Source organism: Agromyces cavernae (assembly GCF_021044935.1).
Taxonomy (GTDB): Bacteria; Actinomycetota; Actinomycetes; order Actinomycetales; family Microbacteriaceae; genus Agromyces; species Agromyces cavernae.
On the sequence record NZ_JAJNMP010000001.1, the window covers coordinates 711,717 to 731,908 of the forward strand.

At 71.1% G+C, this 20,192-nt stretch carries 19 protein-coding genes; 8 read left to right on the forward strand and 11 right to left on the reverse strand.

What is annotated here, in order from left to right:
* Positions 1-71 precede the first annotated feature (71 nt).
* Positions 72-851, forward strand: a complete 780-nt coding sequence (locus LQ757_RS03280; RefSeq protein WP_231045766.1) for an IclR family transcriptional regulator — start codon at positions 72-74, stop codon at positions 849-851.
* A 7-nt stretch (positions 852-858) separates the two neighbouring features.
* Here the strand turns inward: LQ757_RS03280 and LQ757_RS03285 are convergent, their stop codons facing one another.
* Together LQ757_RS03285 and LQ757_RS03290 are read right to left on the reverse strand one after the other, a co-directional pair.
* Complete coding sequence (locus LQ757_RS03285) at positions 859-1,455, reverse strand: antibiotic biosynthesis monooxygenase (RefSeq protein ID WP_231045767.1); 597 nt, start codon at positions 1,453-1,455, stop codon at positions 859-861.
* A gap of 62 nt (positions 1,456-1,517) precedes the next feature.
* Positions 1,518-1,766 carry a hypothetical protein gene (locus LQ757_RS03290; protein ID WP_231045768.1) on the reverse strand — a complete coding sequence of 83 codons (249 nt, stop codon included), beginning with the start codon at positions 1,764-1,766 and terminating at the stop codon, positions 1,518-1,520.
* A gap of 162 nt (positions 1,767-1,928) precedes the next feature.
* Here LQ757_RS03290 and LQ757_RS03295 point away from each other — a divergent pair, with 162 nt between their 5' ends.
* Genes LQ757_RS03295 through LQ757_RS03305 form a run of 3 tightly spaced genes read left to right on the forward strand, consistent with a single transcriptional unit; the run spans position 1,929 to position 3,644 of the window.
* Positions 1,929-2,339 (forward strand): DUF4383 domain-containing protein, encoded by a 411-nt coding sequence (locus LQ757_RS03295; protein ID WP_231045769.1) that lies wholly within the window; start codon positions 1,929-1,931, stop codon positions 2,337-2,339.
* Between the two features lie 10 nt (positions 2,340-2,349).
* Positions 2,350-2,910: a hypothetical protein gene (locus LQ757_RS03300; protein WP_231045770.1), complete on the forward strand. Its 561-nt coding sequence runs from the start codon at positions 2,350-2,352 to the stop codon at positions 2,908-2,910.
* Positions 2,911-2,954: 44 nt separating this feature from the next.
* Positions 2,955-3,644, forward strand: coding sequence for a DedA family protein (locus tag LQ757_RS03305; protein ID WP_231045771.1), 690 nt, complete (start codon positions 2,955-2,957; stop codon positions 3,642-3,644).
* 44 nt (positions 3,645-3,688) lie between these two features.
* Here the strand turns inward: LQ757_RS03305 and LQ757_RS03310 are convergent, their stop codons facing one another.
* The 5 genes from LQ757_RS03310 to LQ757_RS03330 form a co-directional block, all read right to left on the reverse strand.
* Entirely contained in the window at positions 3,689-5,044 is a 1,356-nt protein-coding gene (locus tag LQ757_RS03310) for an acyltransferase family protein (RefSeq protein ID WP_231045772.1), read from the reverse strand.
* 190 nt (positions 5,045-5,234) lie between these two features.
* Positions 5,235-5,906: a response regulator gene (locus tag LQ757_RS03315; RefSeq protein WP_231045773.1), complete on the reverse strand. Its 672-nt coding sequence runs from the start codon at positions 5,904-5,906 to the stop codon at positions 5,235-5,237.
* Positions 5,903-7,183 carry a sensor histidine kinase gene (locus LQ757_RS03320; protein WP_231045774.1) on the reverse strand — a complete coding sequence of 427 codons (1,281 nt, stop codon included), beginning with the start codon at positions 7,181-7,183 and terminating at the stop codon, positions 5,903-5,905. Before LQ757_RS03320 ends, LQ757_RS03315 begins: the two co-directional genes overlap by 4 nt.
* A gap of 150 nt (positions 7,184-7,333) precedes the next feature.
* A complete protein-coding gene (locus LQ757_RS03325; RefSeq protein ID WP_231045775.1) occupies positions 7,334-8,368 on the reverse strand; it encodes a YihY/virulence factor BrkB family protein in 1,035 nt (344 codons plus the stop codon).
* Positions 8,369-8,477: 109 nt separating this feature from the next.
* Positions 8,478-9,458 (reverse strand): alpha/beta hydrolase, encoded by a 981-nt coding sequence (locus LQ757_RS03330; RefSeq protein WP_231045776.1) that lies wholly within the window; start codon positions 9,456-9,458, stop codon positions 8,478-8,480.
* A gap of 165 nt (positions 9,459-9,623) precedes the next feature.
* On the opposite strand from LQ757_RS03330, the gene LQ757_RS03335 reads away from it, so the two are divergent.
* The gene (locus LQ757_RS03335) at positions 9,624-9,896 is read left to right on the forward strand and encodes a DUF8778 family protein (RefSeq protein ID WP_231045777.1); all 273 of its coding nucleotides are present in this window, start codon (positions 9,624-9,626) and stop codon (positions 9,894-9,896) included.
* Positions 9,893-10,255: a type II toxin-antitoxin system PemK/MazF family toxin gene (locus LQ757_RS03340; RefSeq protein ID WP_231045778.1), complete on the forward strand. Its 363-nt coding sequence runs from the start codon at positions 9,893-9,895 to the stop codon at positions 10,253-10,255. The genes LQ757_RS03335 and LQ757_RS03340 overlap by 4 nt, the downstream gene beginning before the upstream one ends.
* A 9-nt stretch (positions 10,256-10,264) precedes the next feature.
* On the opposite strand, the gene LQ757_RS03345 is transcribed toward LQ757_RS03340, so the two are convergent.
* Together LQ757_RS03345 and LQ757_RS03350 are read right to left on the reverse strand one after the other, a co-directional pair.
* Positions 10,265-11,404 (reverse strand): hypothetical protein, encoded by a 1,140-nt coding sequence (locus LQ757_RS03345; protein ID WP_231045779.1) that lies wholly within the window; start codon positions 11,402-11,404, stop codon positions 10,265-10,267.
* Positions 11,405-11,451: 47 nt separating this feature from the next.
* On the reverse strand, positions 11,452-11,958 hold the full coding sequence (locus LQ757_RS03350; protein ID WP_231045780.1) for a GNAT family N-acetyltransferase: 507 nt from the start codon (positions 11,956-11,958) through the stop codon (positions 11,452-11,454).
* Between the two features lie 272 nt (positions 11,959-12,230).
* Here LQ757_RS03350 and LQ757_RS03355 point away from each other — a divergent pair, with 272 nt between their 5' ends.
* Entirely contained in the window at positions 12,231-14,480 is a 2,250-nt protein-coding gene (locus tag LQ757_RS03355; RefSeq protein WP_231045781.1) for a DEAD/DEAH box helicase, read from the forward strand.
* A gap of 298 nt (positions 14,481-14,778) precedes the next feature.
* Complete coding sequence (locus LQ757_RS03360; protein WP_231045782.1) at positions 14,779-16,272, forward strand: HNH endonuclease signature motif containing protein; 1,494 nt, start codon at positions 14,779-14,781, stop codon at positions 16,270-16,272.
* Between the two features lie 198 nt (positions 16,273-16,470).
* On the opposite strand, the gene LQ757_RS03365 is transcribed toward LQ757_RS03360, so the two are convergent.
* Positions 16,471-17,754 (reverse strand): glycosyltransferase, encoded by a 1,284-nt coding sequence (locus LQ757_RS03365; protein WP_231045783.1) that lies wholly within the window; start codon positions 17,752-17,754, stop codon positions 16,471-16,473.
* Positions 17,755-17,810: 56 nt separating this feature from the next.
* A complete protein-coding gene (locus tag LQ757_RS03370; RefSeq protein WP_231045784.1) occupies positions 17,811-20,042 on the reverse strand; it encodes a glycoside hydrolase domain-containing protein in 2,232 nt (743 codons plus the stop codon).
* Positions 20,043-20,192 lie beyond the last annotated feature (150 nt).

Below are 20,192 nucleotides of genomic sequence, written 5' to 3' on the forward strand. Positions count from 1 at the left end.
GCTCGCGCGCGCGGGAATGCCGCGGCGGGGACATCCGTCTGGAATACCAGACGTGCGCGTACGCTGGACTCGTGACCACACCGTCGAAGGTGCCCGCGGCCGACCAGACGCTCGCGATCCTCGCGCATCTCGCGACGCAGCGCGGGCCCGTGCCGGCCGCGACGATCGCCGTCGCGCTCGAACTGCCGCGCTCGACCGTCTACCACCTGCTCGCCGTCATGCAGGAGCGTGGCTTCGTCGTGCACCTGCCCGAAGAGCGCCGCTACGGGCTCGGCATCGCCGCCTTCGAGCTGTCGAGCGGATTCAGCAGGCAGCAGCCGCTCGCGCGGCTCGGGCGCCCGCTCGTCGCGGGGCTCGTCGACCGGCTCGGCGAATCCGGGCATCTCGCCGTACTGCACGGGCGCGACGTGCTCTACCTCGTCGAGGAGCGCGCCCCGCGCCGCCCGTCGCTCGTCACCGATGTCGGCGTGCGGCTTCCCGCACACCTCACGGCGACCGGGCGGGCGATGCTCGCCGAGCTGCCGCCGGCGCAGCTGCGGGCGCTGTATCCCGACCGGGCGGCGTTCGAATCACGGAAGCCGGGCGAATCGGATGCCCCGGACTGGAGCTACGGCCGCCTGAAGCGCGTGCTCGCCGAGGTGCGCACTCGCGGTTGGGCCGACGAAGAGGGCGAGGTGACGCAGGGGCTCGCCTCGGCAGGGGCGCCCGTGGTCGACCACCTCGGATGGCCGGCCGCGGCGATCGCCGTGACGTTCCCCGATGACGCGTCGCGCGAGCTGCGCGAGTCGGCCGTGGCCGGAGTGCGCGAGGCCGCCGCGACCCTCTCGCGCCGCATCCGCGGCACCCGCTGACGCGTGCTCATGCGGCGCGTGGCGCGAGCCAGCGGCGCAGCCAGTGGGTGACCCACGGCAGCACCCAATAGGTCATCACGGGGGTGAGCACGAGGGTCGTCACGAGCACCCGCACCCACAGCGGCAGATCGCCGAACCCGGGGACCGGCGCCACGAGGTAGGAGAACAGCAGGTTCACCGGGAAGAAGCCGAGCCAGATCGTCACGGCCTGCTTCCAGCGCGGGGGAGCGGGCGGCGCCGACGATTCGGAGATCGCGGCGCCCGAGGCATCCGCCACCGGAATCGATCCCGTCGCGGGGTCGTCGAACCAGCCCTCGATGCCCGTGCGCCGCTTCACCCGCTCGGAGCGAACGAAGCCCTCGCCCATCGACAGCCACCAAGCGCGTTCGGGCGAGCGCTCCCAGGTGTCGAGGGCCTCGTCGCTCGCGAAGCGGTAGAGCATGTGCCACACCTGCGAGGTCTCGCCCGCGCGCACCCACCCCGAGCCGAGGAAGCCCGGGTACTTGTTCGCGAGGTTCACGCCGGTCTGCACCCACGCGGTCGCCTCGGCGATGTGCGCCGGGTCGACCTCGCGCCGGATCGAGACGGTGATCGGTTCGGACATGCCACCATCTCACCGCATCGGCGTTTCATGCCGGTAACGGATGTCGCGACGCGCGCGTGCGCCTACTGGTCGCGCCGGATGAACTTGCCGTGCCGCTCGCTCGTCGGATGCGTCGGCCCCTCGTCGTTCGCGTCGGTGTAGCTGCCCTCGCGTTCGCCCTCGGGCACCTCGTCGTCGCTGCGCGTGTACTGGCCGTGCACGGTGCGCTCGTGCGCCGCTTCACCGTCGGTCTCGGTGTACTCGCCCTCGAGGTCGTCGGTCGGGCTCTCGTTCTCGTTCTTCTCCCATGAGCTGGGCTCGTGTGGATTCATCGTGTGCTCCTCTCGTCGATACGACAGTCGAGCTCTCGTTCCACGATACGTCCGGATGGGGTTGAAGGCCCGTGGGATGTGAGAACCAATCCGCCGCCGACGGTGCTCCGAATCCCTGTTCAGCACGGCGACCGCCGCGCTCTGAACAGGGAGGTTACCCCCATGCGAAACTCTCCGAACCGCATCGTCGCGACCGTCTTCGGTGCCGTGTACGTACTCGTCGGCCTGCTCGGCTTCGCCGTCACCAGCGGCGTCGGGTTCATCGCCACCGAGGGCGGGCTGCTGCTCGGCCTCTTCCAGGTGAATCCCCTTGCCAACATCGTCCACATCGCCATCGGCGGGGCGTTCCTCGTCGCGGGTCTCGCGTCGGCTGTCGCGGCGAAGACCGTGAACATCGTCGTCGGCGGCACATACCTGTTGCTCGGCATCGTGGGGTTCTTCCTGGCGGGCACCGCGGCGAACATCCTCGCGCTGAACACCGCAGACCACTTCCTGCACCTCGCGAGCGCGATCGTGCTGCTCGGAGTCGGTCTCGGGTTCGAGCGCTCCACGCGCGGCGTGGCGACGGCGTAGGGGCCGGGCCATGCGTGCACTGGCGGCGGCGACGCGCAGTTGGCCGATGCTCGCCGCCGTCGGCGCCGGGCTCGTGCTCATGGCCGTCGCCGCCGGTGCCGGGGGGATCGTCCAGCCCGTGGCAGCGGTGTTCGGCGTGGCCGCCCTGGCGTGGAGCATCCTCGCGCTCCGCGCCGGACGGCTCGTTGCGCCGACGGTCGCACTGGTTGCATGCAGCGCATTCCTCGTGGGGGCGGGGGCGTTGGTCGCGACCGGCTGGGCAGGGCGAGCGGATGTCGCGGCGGGACCCCTCGTCGCGGCATCCGTGTTCATCGTGGTCGTCGCAGCATCCTGCGCGCTCGCGCTTCGGCGTGCCCGCGTGACGGCGACCGCGCCCGCGCGGGCGGCCCGACCCGAAGGGGCGCCCGCCGCGGGATTCGATCGGCGATCGCTCGTCGGGCTCGTCGCGGGCGCCGCGCTCGTGGCCGCCCTGGCGTCGCCTGCGCTCGCGGCGACCCCCGCGGGAGGCCAGGCGGTGCCGCACGGCGAGCACGGGGAGCGCTTCGAGCTGCCGGGCGGGCACGGGCACTGACGGCTTCAGGTTGCGTTCATCTCGGGCCCCTAACGTGGCCCGGGATGCCTTCCCTCACCACGGCCCCCGACCACGGTTTCACCGGACTCACCGGGTTCGCCGCCGACCTGCTCAACGCCCTCGGCGAGTTCGGCGTCGGCGTGCTCGTGTTCATCGAGGTGCTCGTGCCGCCGATCCCGAGCGAGGTGATCCTGCCGTTCGCGGGTTACCTCAGCCAGGCCGGCGAGCTGCAGCTCGGGTGGCTCATCGTCTGGAGCACCGCCGCGTCGCTCGCGGGAGCGCTCCTGCTCTACTGGCTCGGCGCCGCCGTCGGCATGACGAGGGCCATCGACCTCATCGCGCGCACCCGGCTCGTGAGCCGCACCGACCTCGAACGCGGCGCCGAGTGGTTCACGCGCCACGGATCGTGGTCGGTGCTCGTCGGCCGCATCATCCCGGGCGTTCGCAGCCTCATCTCGATTCCCGCGGGCGCCGCCCGCATGGGCCTCGCGCGGTTCTGCGTCTACACCGTGGTCGGCAGCGGCATCTGGAACACGTTCCTCATCGGCGCCGGCGCAGCGCTCGGAACCCAGCACGAGGCGCTCGACCAGTACCTCGGATATGTCGACCTCGTGGTCTACGCGGCGATCGCGATCGCGCTCGTCACGCTCGTCGTGCGTCGACTCCGTGAGCACCGTCGTGCCGGTGCGGCTGGGGTCGACGCGGAGCCCGCCAAGGTCGACGCCGCCCGCTGAGCGCACGGGCTCAGCTGGCGCACGGGCTCAGCTGGCTCACTGGCTCACGGCGCGAGCCGTTGCACCGCGATGAACCTGGCCGTCGCCGCGAGGCGTGCACTGCCGACCAGCGCGACCGCGAGCAGCGCGATCGCGACCAGCGCCGGCACCGGCCCGAAGCCGGCGACGAGCAGCACCGCGACGCCCGCCACGCCGCTGATCGCGTCGACGGCGGTCCAGCGAGCGGATGCCGCGACCGAGGCCCGCCTGGTATCCCCGCGCCGACGCGCCCGCTCGAACCGCGCGAACACGAGCACGACCGGCACGACCGCCGCGGCGGCGACGACGAGCCACAGGGGGCGCGTCGCCCACCACTCGAGGGTCAGCGGCTCGGGCAGCGGCATCCCGAAGCTCGCGTTGGCGACCAGGCTGAGGCCCGCGAGCGCGACCAGCACGGGCATGTGCCACAGGTACACGGTCATGGCCCGCTCGCCGACGAACGAGATGCGGCGCGAGGCATCCGTTCGCTCGACCCAGGCGCTGATGCGCGGGCGTGCCAGCTGGAACAGCGCGAGCTGGGCCGCGCCGAGCACGACGAGGGTGACGTTCGGCGGGTTGAGGTTCTCGAACATGTCGGGGGAGTACGGGCCGGCGACGGTGAGCGTGATGAGCAGCGCGAGCGCACCGCCGGCGATGGCCCAGAGCGTGCCGCGGCTGAGCCGGTCGAGGGCGCCGTCGGCGAGGTGGAACCCGAGCTGTTGCACGAGCAGCCACACGAGCATGAGGTTGAGGAACCCGATCGCTTCGACTCCGGTCGCGAGACGCGTGACGTCGACCGCTACGACCGCGGCCAGCAGCATGACGGGCGTCAGTACCCGTGCACGCTCGTGGGCACGAAGCATGACCGGCACGAGCGCCGAGATCGCGATGTAGACGCCGAGGAACCAGAGCGGTTGCCCGATCCGGAAGCCCGCGGTGGCGACGAGTTCGGCCGGGAGACCCGCGACCGCGAGCGCGGCCAGCCCGGCGGCGACCACCACGACGAGCGCGACCGCCGGACGCACGAGCCGCTCGAGGCGCGCCCGCACGTAGTCGGACGCCGTCGCTCCGCGTGCGCGCATCGAACGCCAGTGGTGGAAGCTCGAGAACCCGCCCGCGATGAAGAACAGCGGCATGATCTGCACGACCCAGCTGGCGGGTCCGAACCAGGCCTGACCCTCGAGCGCGTTCTCGAGCACGGGGCCGGCCGCGCCCACGCTGACGCCGCACATCATGGCGTGCAGGGCGAACACGACGACGAGCAGCACGATGCGGATCGCGTCGACGCTCGAGTCGCGCGCGACTCGGGTGCGCTGCCCGGCGAACGCCGTGCCTGCGACGGATGTCGCGGACCGACGGTCGAGCGTATATGTCGTAGCCATGCCTGCACGCTACGAACGGGGTACCCGGGGGGACATCCCCCCGCGGAGCCGTTCCGCACCCCTACCGGGGTACGGGTCCTCGCTGACCGAATCGGCCCGCCACGTGCGGCGCTGGTCGCTCAACTCAGGAAAATGGGCGCGATCCGGCGTGTGGAGCTGGGATGGTGCCCATTCTCCTGAGCTGGGCGGCCTACGCGCCCGGCTGCACGAGCCCTGTGTCGTACGCGAGCACGACGGCGTGCACGCGGTCGCGGAGCCCGAGCTTCTGCAGGATCTTCGACACGTGCGTCTTCACGGTCTGCTCGGCGATGAAGAGGGCCGCCGCGATCTCGGAGTTCGAGAGCCCGCGCCCCACGAGGGTGAGCACCTCGAGTTCGCGCTCGGTGAGGCCGGCCAGACGGGTGCCCGACGGCCGCGGCGGCGGCCCCGACCGTGCGAAGTCCTCGATGAGCCGTCGGGTGACGCTCGGCGCGAGCAGCGCCTCGCCGCTCGCGACGATGCGCACCGCCGCGACGAGCTCCTCGGGCGTGGCATCCTTCAGCAGGAACCCGCTCGCGCCCGCGCGCAGTGCGTCGTACACGTACTCGTCGATGTCGAACGTCGTGAGCATGAGCACCTTGGGCACGTAGTCCGAGCTGCGCGGCGGCGTCTGCAGCGCGCGAGTGGCTTCGATGCCGTTCCGCCCGGGCATGCGCACGTCCATGACGACGACGTCGGGTCGCAGCTCGTGCGCGAGCGACACGGCTTCGAGGCCGTCGGCCGCCTGGCCCACGACCTCGATGCCGTCGTGCGCGGCGAGCACCGCAGCGAACCCGGCGCGCACCATCGCCTGGTCGTCGGCGATGAGCACCGAGATCGTCATACCGTTCTTCCTCCGTCGCCGGGGTCGCGCCCGTCATCGCCGCCGAGCGGCAGCGTCGCGAGAACACGGTAGCCCCCGCCGGGAAGCTCCCCGTGCTCGGCGCGCCCGCCGAGCAGCGCGGCCCGCTCGTCGATGCCCGCGAGACCGTGGCCGCCGCCCTTCGCGTCGGGCCCCGGGGCATCCGTCGCCGCATCGTTCTCGACGCTGATCACGAGGTCGCCGGCGAGCACCTCGACCGAGACGTGCGTCGGCGCGCCCGGCGCATGGCGCACGACGTTCGAGAGGGCCTCCTGCACGATGCGGTAGGCGGCGGTCGAGGCGAGGTTGTCGATCGGCAGGCGATCTCCGAGCTCGAGGGTCACCGGCACGCCGGCGCGTTCGACGGATGCCGCGAGCGCACCCAGCTCGTCGAGCCCCGGTTGCGGTGTGGTCTCGGCGGCGGAGTCCGAGCTGCGCAGAACTCCGAGCAGCTGGCGCATCTCGGTCATCGCGGTGCGCGAGGTCGCGGCGATCTCGGCGAACTCCTGGCGCGCCTCGTCGCTCAGGTCAGCGATGCGGTACGGCGCACTCGTCGCCTGCACGTTGATCACCGACAGGCCGTGCGCGACGACGTCGTGCAGCTCCCGCGCGACGCGGGTGCGTTCCTCGACGAGCACGCGTCGCTGCTGCTCATCCCGTGAATGCGCGCGCTCGCGGAAGAGCTCGGCGCCGATCTGCCGGCGCTGCGCGATGAGCAGGGCGATCGCGAGCGCGAGCGCCGTCACCGCGGCGGCCGTGATCCAGTTCGCGAGCGCGCCGCCATCGACGAGCCCGAACGGCATCGTGACCGCCACCGGGACGAACCACGCCGCGAGCACGCCGATCCAGTTGAGGCGCAGCAGCCCCAGCACGACGAGCAGGGCGCCCTGGCCGATGATCGTCGTGACCGGCCACGGCCACGGCGCACCCTCCGACGACGCGGAGAGGAACGGGAAGACGAGGATGCCGACCGTCATGAGTCCTGCCCCGACCCACGGCCACCGCACCGCGAGCGGCAGCGCGCCCGCGAGCGCGAGGCTCGTGGCGAACGCCGCGAGCAGCTCCACCTCGTAGATCGTCGCCGCGAGCGGCACCGACACGGCGAAGAGCGCGACGGCGAGCACCGACGTCGTCACCCACAGCGACGCCCGGAACTCGCGCTCGTCGATCGAGCGCACGAGGCGCGGGGTCGGCGGAGCCGGCGCCATCGGCGGGTCGGCCGGCGCGGAATGGGTCTGCGGCTGTCGGAGGTCGTCCATGATGCCAGTCACTCTGGCACGGCCGTCGCCTCGCGACATCCCCCGGCCGAGCCATTCGCGACTCGTACCGTCGTAGGGGTCGGCCGGGTCGGGGCGTCGCCGCCGAGCACGTGTGGATGTCCCGGCGCGTGTGATCGCGCACGCGCAGCGTCACCCGTGCGGCCGACGACCCGCGGGCGGCGTGATCCCGTCGAGCACGGCGTCGGCCCGCATGCGCTCCGACGCGTGGATGTCGCGGACGCGCTGCGTGCGGTTGGCGATGATCCGTCGATCGTCGCGCAGCGGAAGCTGCACCTGCTCGGCGGCATCGACCCCGGCATGCAGCTGGCGGGCGCGCTCGACCTCGGTGTCGAGCACTGCGCCGAAGAGCATCGCCAGGTTCGACAGCCAGACCCAGAGCAGCAGGGCGATCAGCCCACCGAGCACGCCGTAGGTGCGCTCGTACGTGCCGAACCCCAACACGTAGGCGCCGAACAGTGCCGTCGTGATCAGCCATGCGAGGAGCGCGCCGATCGCCCCGACGCTGAACCACCGCAGGTGCCGCCGCTTCACGTTGGGCGCCGCCCAGTACAGCAGCGCCAGCACGGCGATGCCGATCGCGGCGAGCACGGGCAGCTTGGCGAGGTCCCACCAGAACGCGACGCCCTCATCGAGCCCCGACGCCCGCGCCACGGCCTCGGCCACCGGGCCCGTCACGACGATGGCGACCCCGGCGATCGTGACCAGCACGACCACGGCGGCTGAAACCGCGAGCATCACGGGTCGCATCTCCCAGAACGGACGCCCCTCCTTCACCCCGTAGAAGCGGTTCATGCCGCGCCCGAACGCGCCGACGAACCCCGATGTCGCCCAGAGCGTCGCGACCAGCCCGATGCCGAATGCGAGCCCCGCGTTCGAGGCGTTGACGAGTTGGTCGAGCGGCTCGCGCAGGGCGTCGGCGACGGATGCATCACCGAGGTCCTCGATGACGATCAGCACGTTCTCGGCTGCGGTCTCGGCGCGGCCGAAGATGCCGATCGCCGCGAACGTCGCGAGCAGCGCCGGCAGCATCGCGAGCAGCGCGTAGAAGGTGAGCGACGCGGCGATGTCCTGCACCTGGTGGATGCGGTACTCGTGCAGGGTTCGGCTGAAGATGACCCGCCAGTCGCCACGGGAGAGCTGAACGGGAGAATCGTGCTCGGGCATCGTTGCCTCCGGGATGGGGCTGGATGATGCGAGCCTACGGCCCGCGCCGTCCCGAGCGGCAGGGGTTGCGGCGAGATGCTCCGTCGGTCGCGTAGAGCGTGGCGCCGGGTCAGCCGAGGTGCGCGTGGAGGAACGCCGCGACGCGGGCGCGCAGCGATTCGTCGAGAATGCCGACCGAGTGCTCCCTCCCGGGCACGATCGCGAGCTCGACCGGTACACCTGCGGCCGCGAGGCTCGTCGCGAATCGCTGCGACTGTCCGAGCGGTACGACCTCGGTCTCGGCATGTCCGACGAAGAAGGGCGGGTCGCTCGGATCAGCATGCGTCGCCGGCGAGGCATCCGCCGCCTGCGGGCAGTTCGCATCGCTCGTACCCGGTTCGCAGCCGAGGTACGCGCCGATGATGCCGCGAAGCCAGACGGATGCCTCGTCGGCGGCCAGCTCGGCCGCGCCGAGTCCGACGGGGCCCGAGAGTTCGGCGACGGCCGCGACCCGCGATCCCTCATCGAGCGGCCCGTCGCCGCGGGTGCCGAGCAGGGCGGCGAGATTGCCGCCCGCCGACCCGCCGAACGCGCCGATGCGTGCGGGGTCGATGCCGAACCGCTCGGCCTGCTCGGGTGCGCGCAGCCATTCGACGGCGAGTGCGACGTCGTCGACGGCCGACGGGAAGATCACGTTGGGCACGAGCCGGTAATTGACGGATGCCGCGACGAACCCCTCGCTCGCGAGCCACAGGCACACGTTCCGCCAGTCGGTGTTCGCCTTGTCGCCGCGCGCCCAGCTGCCGCCGTGGATCGAGATGACTGCAGGGAGGCCCTCGTCGGCGCCGAGCGCCGCAAGGGATGCGGTCGCGGCAGCGGGGCGGCACACGTCGAGCGTCAGCAGGGTGCCGTCTTCTCGGGTGCCGTACTCGAGGTCGGCCTCGACGCGGATCCCGGCCGGGGGCGTGAACGTGCGGATGCCGACGACGTCGTCGGTGACGACCTCGCTCACAGCGTTGGAGCCGGGCGGGTCGATCTCGCGCACCTGCAGGTGGAAGCCCGTGAGCGCGCCGATGCCCGCGATGGCGGCGACGACGGCCGTGGCGGCCACGGCGACCCGTCGTCGTCGCCGGGTGCCGCGACCGCCTGTGATTCGGGTCGAGTTCACACCGGGCTCCGGGTTCAGGGGTGGAGTGATGTTAACCCACGCGGGCGCGACATGGAAACGCTTCCTCCGCAATACCCCCGCCACCGGGAAGCCGGGTAGCATCGGGGTATGACCAAGGTGAGCATCAGCCTCTCGCCGGTCGACCTCGCCTACGTCGACGAGTTGGCCGTGCGGTACGACGGCAATCGCTCGGCGGCGATCCACGAGCTCGTGCGGCTCGGGCGCGAGCTCGCGGCATCCGATGACTACGCGGCCTCGTTCGATGACTGGGAATCGTCGGGCGACGCCGAGGCGTGGGAGTCCGTGGCCGCCGACGGACTCGGTCCGGCAAATCGATCTGGAGCATTCGGCGAGTCGAGCGGCGAACGGCGTGCCCGGTGAGGCGCGGTGACGTCGTCCTCGTATCCCTCGACCCGGCGCTTCCAGGTGAGGCGGCGAAGCTACGCCCGTGTGTACTCGTCAGCAACGACGGAGCGAACGGCGTGCCCGAGCGACTCGGGCGCGGTGTCGTGACGGTGGTGCCGATCACCTCGAATGTGTCGAGGGTCTATCCGAACTTCGAGGTGGGTGTTCTCGAGCCCGACGCGTTGTCCTCGATGGGGCTCAAAGTGCCGTCGAAAGTGCAGGCGTCGCAGCTGCGCGCGGTGTCCGTCGCCCGACTCAGCGGCGCGATCGGGCATTGTCCCGCAGTCGTGCTCGTCGAGCTCGATGCCGCGATCCGGTTCCACCTGTCGCTATAGGGGGTCCAGTCACGACACTACCCGCCCGGTCTGCGGATCGATCGTGACGCTCGCATCGGCGTAGTCGGCGTCGAGCAGCACGAGCACCTGCACCGGCTGCTCTCCGGTGTCATCCGCGACGGGTGACCGCGCGACGAGCACGATGACGGAGTCGGGGTCGGCGATGCCGGCGTGTTCCTTCGCCGTGGCGATGTGCTCGCGCAAGCGGGTGAAGTCGACCTCGTCGACGTCGAAGAGCGCGGCTGCAGGGTCGGTGGGCTGGATGGGCTCGGGGCCCTGGCGCTCGGTGCGGTCGTAGCGGTACTGGTACGAGTCGATCGTGAGTGCGCCGGGCTCGGACGGCGCTGCAGCGAGCGCGTAGCCGTCGTAGAACCCGATGCGAACGAACGTCGTGCCGCCGGTCTCGGCGGCGAGCGCGTCGACGATCTCGGCGTGACGGTCGCCCTCGACGACGCCGGCGGCGGCCGGGTCGCCGGCCGCGATCGCCCGCACCGTGCGCCCGATCGAGTCGTAGGCGGGGATCAGCACGAGCGTCGCCGCGATGAGGAACGCGCCGGCGAGCAGCACGCGGCGCCACGGATGCGCAGGAGCACGAGCGCCGCCGAGCAGGGACTGCGGCGTCGACGGCCACTCCGGTGCTTCAGAGGCGAGCGGCACCGTGCGATCCGTGCCGGTGCGCAGCCGCTCGGCGTCGCGCCGGCCTGCCCAGTCCTCGGGAGGGTCGAGCACGAGCTCCACGTTCGCCTTCGCGTCGTCGGGCCGCCGCACGACGATGATCGCGCCGGGCTGCACCTGTGGCACCGCGACGATGTCGACGATCTGGCGGTGCACGGTCGTGTACGGCGAGCGGAACCGTGGCGCGACCGTGAGCAGGAGGTCGACCTGCGGCTGCCCGTTCACCGAGAGGCCCGTGCGCGAGATGCGCTCGACGCGGGCGAGGGCGAGTTCGCCGACGGGCGGCGCCTCGGGCGCGGCGCCTCGGCGTCGCGCGACGATGGATCCCCCGAACAGGCTGAAGATCCCCGCGAGCAACGCGACCGGGAGCGCGATGCTCCACGTCATCGTGTATCGCGGGTCACCCGTGGCGATGGCGCCCACGATGGCACCGGCGGTGACGCCGAACGCGATGGCCGAGAGGAACGCGAGCACGCTCCGAGCATGCCGCATCGCGAGGCGCTCGCGCAGCAGGAAACCCGCTAGGCGATGCCCTTCGCGAAGCACACCGAGTGCGCCTCGCCGACGTACTGGCCGAACTGGGGGATCTCGCGGTAGCCGTGTCGGGTGTACAGCGCCTGCGCCGCGTCGTGCAGGTCGCCGGTCTCGAGCACGATCTCGCCGATGCCGCGAGCGGCCGCGTCGGCCTCGATGCGGGTGAGCAGCGATGCGGCGACGCCCCGTCCACGGGCGGCCGGATCCACGAACATGCGCTTCAATTCGCCGCGGGCGGGGGTCGGGTCATCCGCTCGCTCGTCGGAATCGGTCGCGGCAGTCTCGGTCACGAGGGCCGCGATGCCGACTGCGCGCTCGCCGTCGCGCGCGACGTAGAAGGCGACCTCGGGGCGCTCGAGCGTGGCGATGTCGAGCAGGAAGTTGCTCTCGGGCGGGTAGAGGCTCTGCGCGTAGGCGGTGCTGCCGTCGAGCAGGCGCTCGACCTCGGGTTGCCGGGGCGGTTCGATGGAGATGGTCACGGATGTCGCGGGCACCGGTCGAGCGTACGTCGCGCATGTTGCGGGGGAGTTACACGGCGTGCACGGCGCTTTCCCAGCCCGTTTCGGGTATCGTTGCCGAGTCGGTTCTGGACACCGCACATGTCGTGCGGATGGGTTTGTGAGTCCAAAGGGCCGGTTTCGGGGCAGTCGGCCTCGAATAGTCACCGTATGTGAACGGCCCCGGTCGACGATGTTCCGGGTTCTCAGCGTGCTGCGCTCGCAGCCGCGCTGCCATGTACTCAAGTACAACCCAGGAAGTCATCACCATGCCCAAGAACAAGAAGCCCCAGGGCGGGAGACCCGCTCGCAACTTCGATCCGTCGTATGCGAAGAGCAGCTCGAAGAAGCCGGGTTCGCGCAGCGCCGGCCACCGCGGCTACCGCCCCGAAGAGGCGGATGCCCCGGCCAAGACCCGTTGGTCGCGCGATGAGCGCGTCGCTGCCGGGCGCAGCCCCCACCGCGCCGACCGCGCCGGACGCGAGGAGCGCGCCCAGCGCGACGGTGGCGAGCGCGGTCGTTCGTACGACCGCAATGACCGAGGCGGCCGTTCCTTCGACCGCAGCGACCGCGACCGCAACGATCGGGCATCGCGTTCGTTCGACCGTGACGATCGTGGCCCTCGCCGCGAGTATGGCGACCGCCCCGCGCGCCCGCACTACCGCGAGGACCGCCCCGCGCGTTCGTTCGACCGTGACGCCCGTGCCCCGCGTCGGTTCGACCGCGACGAGCGCCCCGCGCGCTCCAACGACCGGGACGATCGCGCACCCCGTCGCGACCGCGACGACCGTACGGCGCGATCGTATGACCGCAATGACCGTCCGGCTCGTTCGTACGACCGTGATGATCGTGCACCCCGTCGCGAGTACGGCGACCGTCCCGCTCGTTCGTTCGATCGCAGCGACCGTCCGGCTCGCTCCTTCGATCGCAACGACCGTAACGATCGCCCGGCGCGTTCGTTCGACCGTGACGACCGTGCCCCTCGTCGTGACCGCGACGACCGCCCGGCGCGATCGTTCGACCGGAGTGACCGTTTCGATCGTCCGGCTCGTTCGTTCGACCGCGACGACCGTGCCCCCCGTCGCGACTTCGATCGCCCCGGCTTCCGCGACTCAGAGCGACGCCCGTCGAGCTTCTACCCCGCGAAGAGCGCCGAGTCGCGCTTCGGGCCGGCCGACGACGTCGTGCTCGAGCGCCTCGAGGCCGAGGCCATCCAGGCCGACGCGGTCGAGGGTGTGACCTTCGCCGACCTCGGGCTCGGCACGAACGTGGTGCGCGCCCTGCGCGACCTCGGTGCGGAGCATCCGTTCCCCATCCAGGCCGCGACCATCCCGGTCGTGCTCGAGGGTCGCGACGTGCTCGGCCGCGGCAAGACCGGTTCGGGCAAGACCATCGCCTTCGGCGCCCCCACGGTCGAGCGCCTCATGACGCTCTGGGCCGAGAGCGGCAAGGCCGGCGGCAAGCGCCAGATGGGCCGCAAGCCCCGTGCGCTCATCCTCGCCCCGACGCGCGAGCTCGCCCTGCAGATCGACCGCACCGTGCAGCCCATCGCGCAGAGCGTCGGCCTCTTCACCACCCAGATCTACGGTGGCGTGCCGCAGGGTCGCCAGGTCGGCGCGCTGCAGCGCGGCGTCGACATCGTGATCGGCACCCCGGGCCGCATCGAGGACCTCATCGAGCAGGGCCGCCTCGACCTCAGCGAGGTCGTCGTGACCGTGCTCGACGAGGCCGACCACATGTGCGACCTCGGATTCCTCGAGCCCGTGCAGCGCATCATCCGCCGCACCTCGGAGGGCGGACAGAAGCTGCTCTTCTCGGCCACGCTCGACCAGGGCGTCGCGATGCTCGTCGACGAGTTCCTCGTCGACCCGGCCGTGCACGAGGTCGCCGGTGAAGACCAGGCTTCGTCGACGATCGACCACCGCGTGTTCGTCATCGAGAACCGCGACAAGCGCGACATCGTCGCCCAGCTCGCGAACCGCGACGGCAAGACCCTCGTCTTCAGCCGCACCCGCGCGTTCGCCGAAGACCTCACCGATCACCTCGAGGACTACGGAATCCGTGCCGTCGCCCTGCACGGCGACCTCAACCAGTCGCGCCGGACGCGCAACCTGCAGCAGCTGACCTCGGGTCGCGTGAACGTTCTGGTGGCCACGGATGTCGCAGCGCGCGGCATCCACGTCGACGACATCGATCTCGTGATCCAGGCAGACGCACCCGACGAGTACAAGACCTACCTGCACCGTTCGGGCCGCACCGGCCGCGCCGGAAAGCAGGGCCGCGTCGTCACGCTCATCCCGCGCAACCGTCAGCGTCGCATGAACGACCTGCTCGACCGTGCCGAGATCGACGTCGACTTCGTCGACGTGCGCCTCGGCGACGACCTGCTCGGCGAGCTCGAGGGCGACCTCGCGGCCGTCGAGGCCGAGGTCGCTGAGGTAGAGGTCGAGGCAACCGAGGTCGAGGTCGTCGAGGTCAACGCTGACGACACCGATGCTGACGAGGAACTCGCCAGCTGAGGCATCCGCTCGCTCGAATACGAAGGCCCGCGTCCTCCCGGACGCGGGCCTTCGCCGTTCGATCGCCTGCCGGGACGGCCTGCTGGCGGCACTGCCCGCCGGTACGCCGTCTGCCGTTGCGGCCCGTTGCCAGTACCGCCCTCTGCCGGCACTGCCTTCTGGCAGTACTGCCTTCGATGCCGAGGTGACTCGTCCTCCACAGGTGCCTGATCTGCGGAGTTCTCCACAGGAATTTTTGGCTGTTCAGGGTTGATTTCCGACGCGCTTCAATGTCAGTGGGTCGGTGCAGGATGGAGTCATGGAAGAACCGCCCCCGCACCCGCTGCAACCGCTCGAGCGCGATCTCGACGCGCTGCGTGCGGCGTGGGGCGACGCGATGCCCGCCTTCGGCGCGCTTCCCGGCGGTGCGCAGGTCGAGCTCGAGCAGATGAGCGATTCGGGCCTCGTCGCGGTGACCGACCTGATCGCCCGCGTACGTCGCGACGCCGATGCGCTGCTCGTGAGGGTCGGCAACGAGGTTGCCCGGCGGTCCGGCCCCGAGTTCGGCGACACCGGCCTGGCGAAGAAGCAGGGGTTCCACAACGCCGCCCGACTGCTCGCGGCATCGACCGGTGGGTCGCGCGGTGAGGCGTCCCGGCTCATCGCTGTGGGGGCCGCCACCGCGGAGCGGCAGTCGTTCACCGGCGAATATCGACCGTCCGCACATCCGCACGTCGCTACCGCGCTCGCAGCCGCTGCGATCAGCACCGAGGCCGCGGCCGCGATCACCTCGATGCTCGACCGCGTGGGTGTCCGCGCAGATCCGGCGCTCGCCGATATCACCGAGACCGCGTTGGTCGAACTGGCGGTCGTCGCACCGCTCGAGCTCGTCGTCCGCGGAGTACGCGAGGCAGAGGCTCGACTCGACCAAGACGGTGTTGAACCACGAGAAGACGTGCTCAGGGGTCAACGATCGCTGACGATGTTCGAATCCGGCGGCATGCTGCACCTGCGGGCTCGTCTCGACCCAGAGACCGGTGCCCCGATCAAGGCGGCGATCGAAGCCCTCGTGAGCGATGTGCTGCGCCGTCGCGAACGGGTGCCGGGTGCCGACGCAGCGGTGGCGAGCGTGAGTCCGGGCGCCGAGACCGGCGACGCCTTCGACGCGTTCGTGCGTGACGGTTACGTGCGTGATGGTTCTGGGTGTGCTGGGCCCGTGATCGACGACGACCGCACGATCCCCCAGCTCCAGGCCGACGCGCTCGCTGCACTGGCACGGCATGCGCTCGGCTGCACGCAGACCTCGACGCCGCTCGCGAAGACCACGGTCATCGTACGCATGAACCTCGAAACGCTCGTCGACGGCGTCGGGCACGCTGCGATCGACGGTCTCGACCAGCCGATCGCCGCATCGACCGCGAGACGGTTGGCCGCCGACGCCGAAGTCATCCCCGTCGTCCTCGGCGGCGAACGCATGCCGCTCGACCTCGGGCGGGCAGCACGGCTCTTCACCAAGGCGCAACGTCTCGCACTCGGCGAGCGCGACGGCGGGTGCGCGTCATGCGGCCAGAACATCGGATATGTCGAGGCGCACCACATCCGCTGGTGGGAGCGCGACGCCGGCCCGACCGACCTCGCCAACGGGGTGCTGCTCTGTTCGTTCTGTCATCACCGCATGCATCGCGAGAACTGGGGCATTCGCGCCACTCGAGATTCGGTGTGGTTCATCCCGCCGCCGCACATCGATCCCGCCCGCACGCCCCGCCTGGGCGGAAGAGCGAGGTTCGAGCTGGCCGGCACCCGCGCCGCCTGAGCCATGTGCGCCGCCTGAGCCAAGCGCGCCGACTGAGTCGCCCGCGCCGTCTGAACCGACCCGTGCCGACTGAGTCGCATCGTGCCGTCTGAGTCGACTGCGCCCGACGAGCGGTGCAGCTGTAACGCCCGGCGAGGGCGAGGGTGAGGGCGCCGCGCCCCGAGGTTGCCCGATCCCCGAGGATCTCCGCCCGAGACCTCAGCCCCCGACGACAGCCGGCTCCGGCAGCACGCGCGCGAACATGCGGTCGAACACGGCGGCCCGATCGAACTGCAGTGCGTGTGCGCGAGCGCGCTCGGCGAGGGCTCGCACCTCGTCGGCCGGCATCGCCACGGCCTCGTCGATCGCCCGCGCGATCGCATCGGGGTCGTCGACCGGGATCATGCTGGCGTGTCCGCCCGCGGCCTCGCCGATGCCGCCGGTGTCGCACGTGATCACGGGCCCACCGCCCGCGAGCATCTGCTCGGCGATCGCGATGCCGAACGTCTCGACGAACTCCGGCCGCGGCTTGCTCGGCAGCACGAAGGCCGCGCACCCCGCCATGAGGTAGGGCTTCTCGGCGTCGCCCACGTCATCGAGGAAATCGATGAGCGATGCGGCATCCGATTCGGCGGCCTGCGCGCGCAATTCGGCCTCCTCAGGCCCGCGGCCGACGATCACGAGCCGGTGCCCGGCGCGTGCGCCGCTGCGCTCGAACCCGCGGATGAGGTCGTCGACGCCCTTCGCCCGTGCGAGCCGCGAGAGGAACAGCACATACGACCCGCGTGCGAGCCCGCGCGCCGCGAGCACCCGATCGACCTCGGCTTCGTCGAGGTCGAGGTACGGCGTCGAATCGATCGCAGGATACGAGATGCCCACTCGGGCGCGGCACTGCGCGGCGAAGCTCGTACCGTGCAGCGCGTCGACCTCGGCGGCCGATTCCACGATCAGCTCGCGCGTGTACTGCGAGACGGCGACGCAGTGATCCTGCGCGAGGTAGCTCGACAGCACATGGGCGGCGGCGCCGAATCGTCCCTCGGCGACGGCCTGGCGCACGACGTTCGTGACATCCGACCCGACCGCCTCGGCGATCGTCGTGACGTTCACCGGTAGCCCGGTACTCCACGCGACGCGCAGCGCGTCGGCGACCGCGACCGTGTGCGGGCTGAGGTACAGCGAGAGGCACACGGTGGGGACTCCGTCGGTGAAGAGCTCGACGAGCCGGCCGACGATGCCCGCGAGGTAGCGCCCGTCGGGCACCTTGTAGTCGCCGACAGGCTCGGGTCGCTCGACCGTGATACCCGGGCTGTACGGCAGCACGCGGTCGAGCGGTTTGAGCGGCAGCCCTGCTGTCTCGAGCCGCTCGACGGGCCACGTGACGATGCGCACATCCGTGAAGCCGCGTTCGAGCGCGGTCTCGGCGAGGTTGCGCGCCTCGACCGAGTGCCCGCAGATCACGGGATCGGCTCGCACGATGATGACGAGTCTGGTCGGCCTGTTCATGGTGTCCCCCTTTGGTGCGGTCCGGTTTCGGGAGGCGGTCGTGGAGTGCCGCCGGTTCAGGTGACGGATGTCCCGGCCGACGGTGGTCGCTCGAGCGTTCCCCAGTCGCTCGGTTCGGGCCCGAGCTCGATGAGCAGGCTGCCGCCGTGGTGCACCTCGTTGCCCCGCAACCACGTTCGTGCGAGCGGGGCACCGTTGAACTCGACCGACTGCACGAACTGCGGCGGGCCGTCGCGCCGCGGTTCGACGAAGCCGCGGGTCTCGATCGTGATCGCATCGCCGCCGAGCACGCGGATGCGCGACTCGGCGAACGAGGGCGTGCCGATGAGGAACAGGTTCTGTCCGGCCACCGGGAACAGCCCGAGCGAGGCCCACACGTACCACGAGCTCAGCCCGCCCGAGTCGTCGTTGCCGGGCAGCCCGCCGCGCCCCGTGCCGAACTGCTGCTGGATCGCCGCGTGCACGATCTCGGCGGTGCGGTCGGGTCGGCCCGCGTAGTAGTACGCCCAGGGCGCCTCCATGTCGGGCTCGTTGTTCAGGCCCTCGAACCGGCCGAGGGCGTAGCCCGCGGCCATCTCCGGGGCATCCGGTCGCACGCCGGGCTGACGCACGGGCGGCGCGCCGAACCCGAAGAACCGGTCGAGCAGGCTGACGAACGCGTCGTCGCCGCCCGCGAGGGCGATGCGCCCGGCCATGTCATGCAGCAGTCGGAACGAGTAGTTCCACTTGCCGCCCTCGTAGAACGTCGAATCCTTGAGCAGCCCGGATGACCCGTCGAACGCGTTCACCCAACGCCCCGCCAGCGCCTCGAACTCTTCTGCGAGCGCACGGTCCCCGACGCGACGGGCGACCTTCGCGGTGCACCAGTATCCGAACGCGACATCGAGCGTGTGGCTGATGGGGTGCGCCTCGCCGTGCAGCAGGAAGTCTTCGCCGTAGGTGCGGCGCAGGTCGTTGTGCATGTGCACGAGCGCCCAGTCCCAGTCGATGCCCTCGACGCCGAGCTGGCAGAGATCGGCGAGGAACGTCTGCGCGAGCGCACTGCCCTGCCGCGAGAACCGGTCGCTGCCACGCGCCATGCGATAGCCGATCGGAAAGTTGCCCTCCTCCTCGCAGATGGTGAGCAGGGCGTTCGCGAGTTCGACGGCGCGGTCGGGCGCGAGCGTCGTGAGCAGCGGGAGCTGGGTGCGGTAGATGTCCCACATCGTCGAGAGGTCGAACACGAACGGCCCGCCGGTCGGCCAGAACGGACTCTCGTCGGGCGCGAGGCACGGCTTGATGAGCGAGTGGTAGAGCGCGGTCGAGAACACGGTCTGCCGGTCCGTCGACGGCGTGTCGACGCGGATCGCCTGCAGGTGCTTCTTCCACGCTTTCGCTGTGCGGTCGCGGCGCCGGCCGAACCGCGCCGGGCCGATGCCGCAGTCGGCGACGAGGTTCGCGCGCGCCTGCTCGACGCCGCGCAGCGAGAATCCGAAGCGCAGCTCGATCGACTGCCCGGGCTCGGCCGGGCCCGCCCACATGAGCCCGAAGCTCCGCAGCGTCGTCGGGCGGATGTGATCGAAGTCGAGGCGGGTGCCGCCCGGCATGAGCCGCCGGTCGTACCAGAGCATCTGCCGCCACTGCGGGGCATCGCACTCCACGTGCACCGCGAGCGGCGCACCCTCGACGACGATCTCGCCCTGCGCGACACCGGGGGAGATCGACTGCAGGTGAGCGCGCAGCGGAATGGTCGACCCGAACGGGATCGCGAGGCCGCCGAGCGAGAAGTCGATCACGATGCGGGCGTTCCGGTGACGGGGGAACGTGTAGCGATGCACCGCGCTCTTCGGCCCGACCGTGATCTCGGCTCGGATGCCCGCGTCGCCGATGCCCGGGTCGGCGTCGTCGCGCAGGGTCGCGGCGTAATACCCGGGCCTCGCCTCCTCGTCGACGAGGTCCCAGGTGCGGCCGAGCTCGTCGAGCGCCAGCGTCATCGGAGTCACCCTGAAGTAGTTGTAGTACTTGCGGATCGCGCCCGTGCCCGACTGCTGGAAGTGCGTGAACCCCGACGCGAGCGGTCGGTCGTGGATCGTCTCGGGCACACCCTCGGTCGAGAGGTCATAGCTGCCGTACCCGGTGGGATATGCGCCCGAGTACGCACACGCCGACACCATGCCGAACGGATGCGTCGCACCGGGGTGCGTGTTTCCCACCTGCGGTTTCGGCCACCACCAGCCGGCCGCGAGCCCGGTGGGAGACGGAAGGTCGGTGACCGCGGTTCCGATGAACGGGTCGACGCGCCCGATCATACGGATGCCCCAGCCACGTCGCCGGTCGTGCGTGCCGCCTGCCCCATGCAAGGACGGTATGCGCCGCCCGTGACCGGGGCGTTACGAGGGTGTGACGTTTGCAACCGCTGCGTGGCGTATCGGTGGGCCGAGTGCGTGCGGGTACCCTGA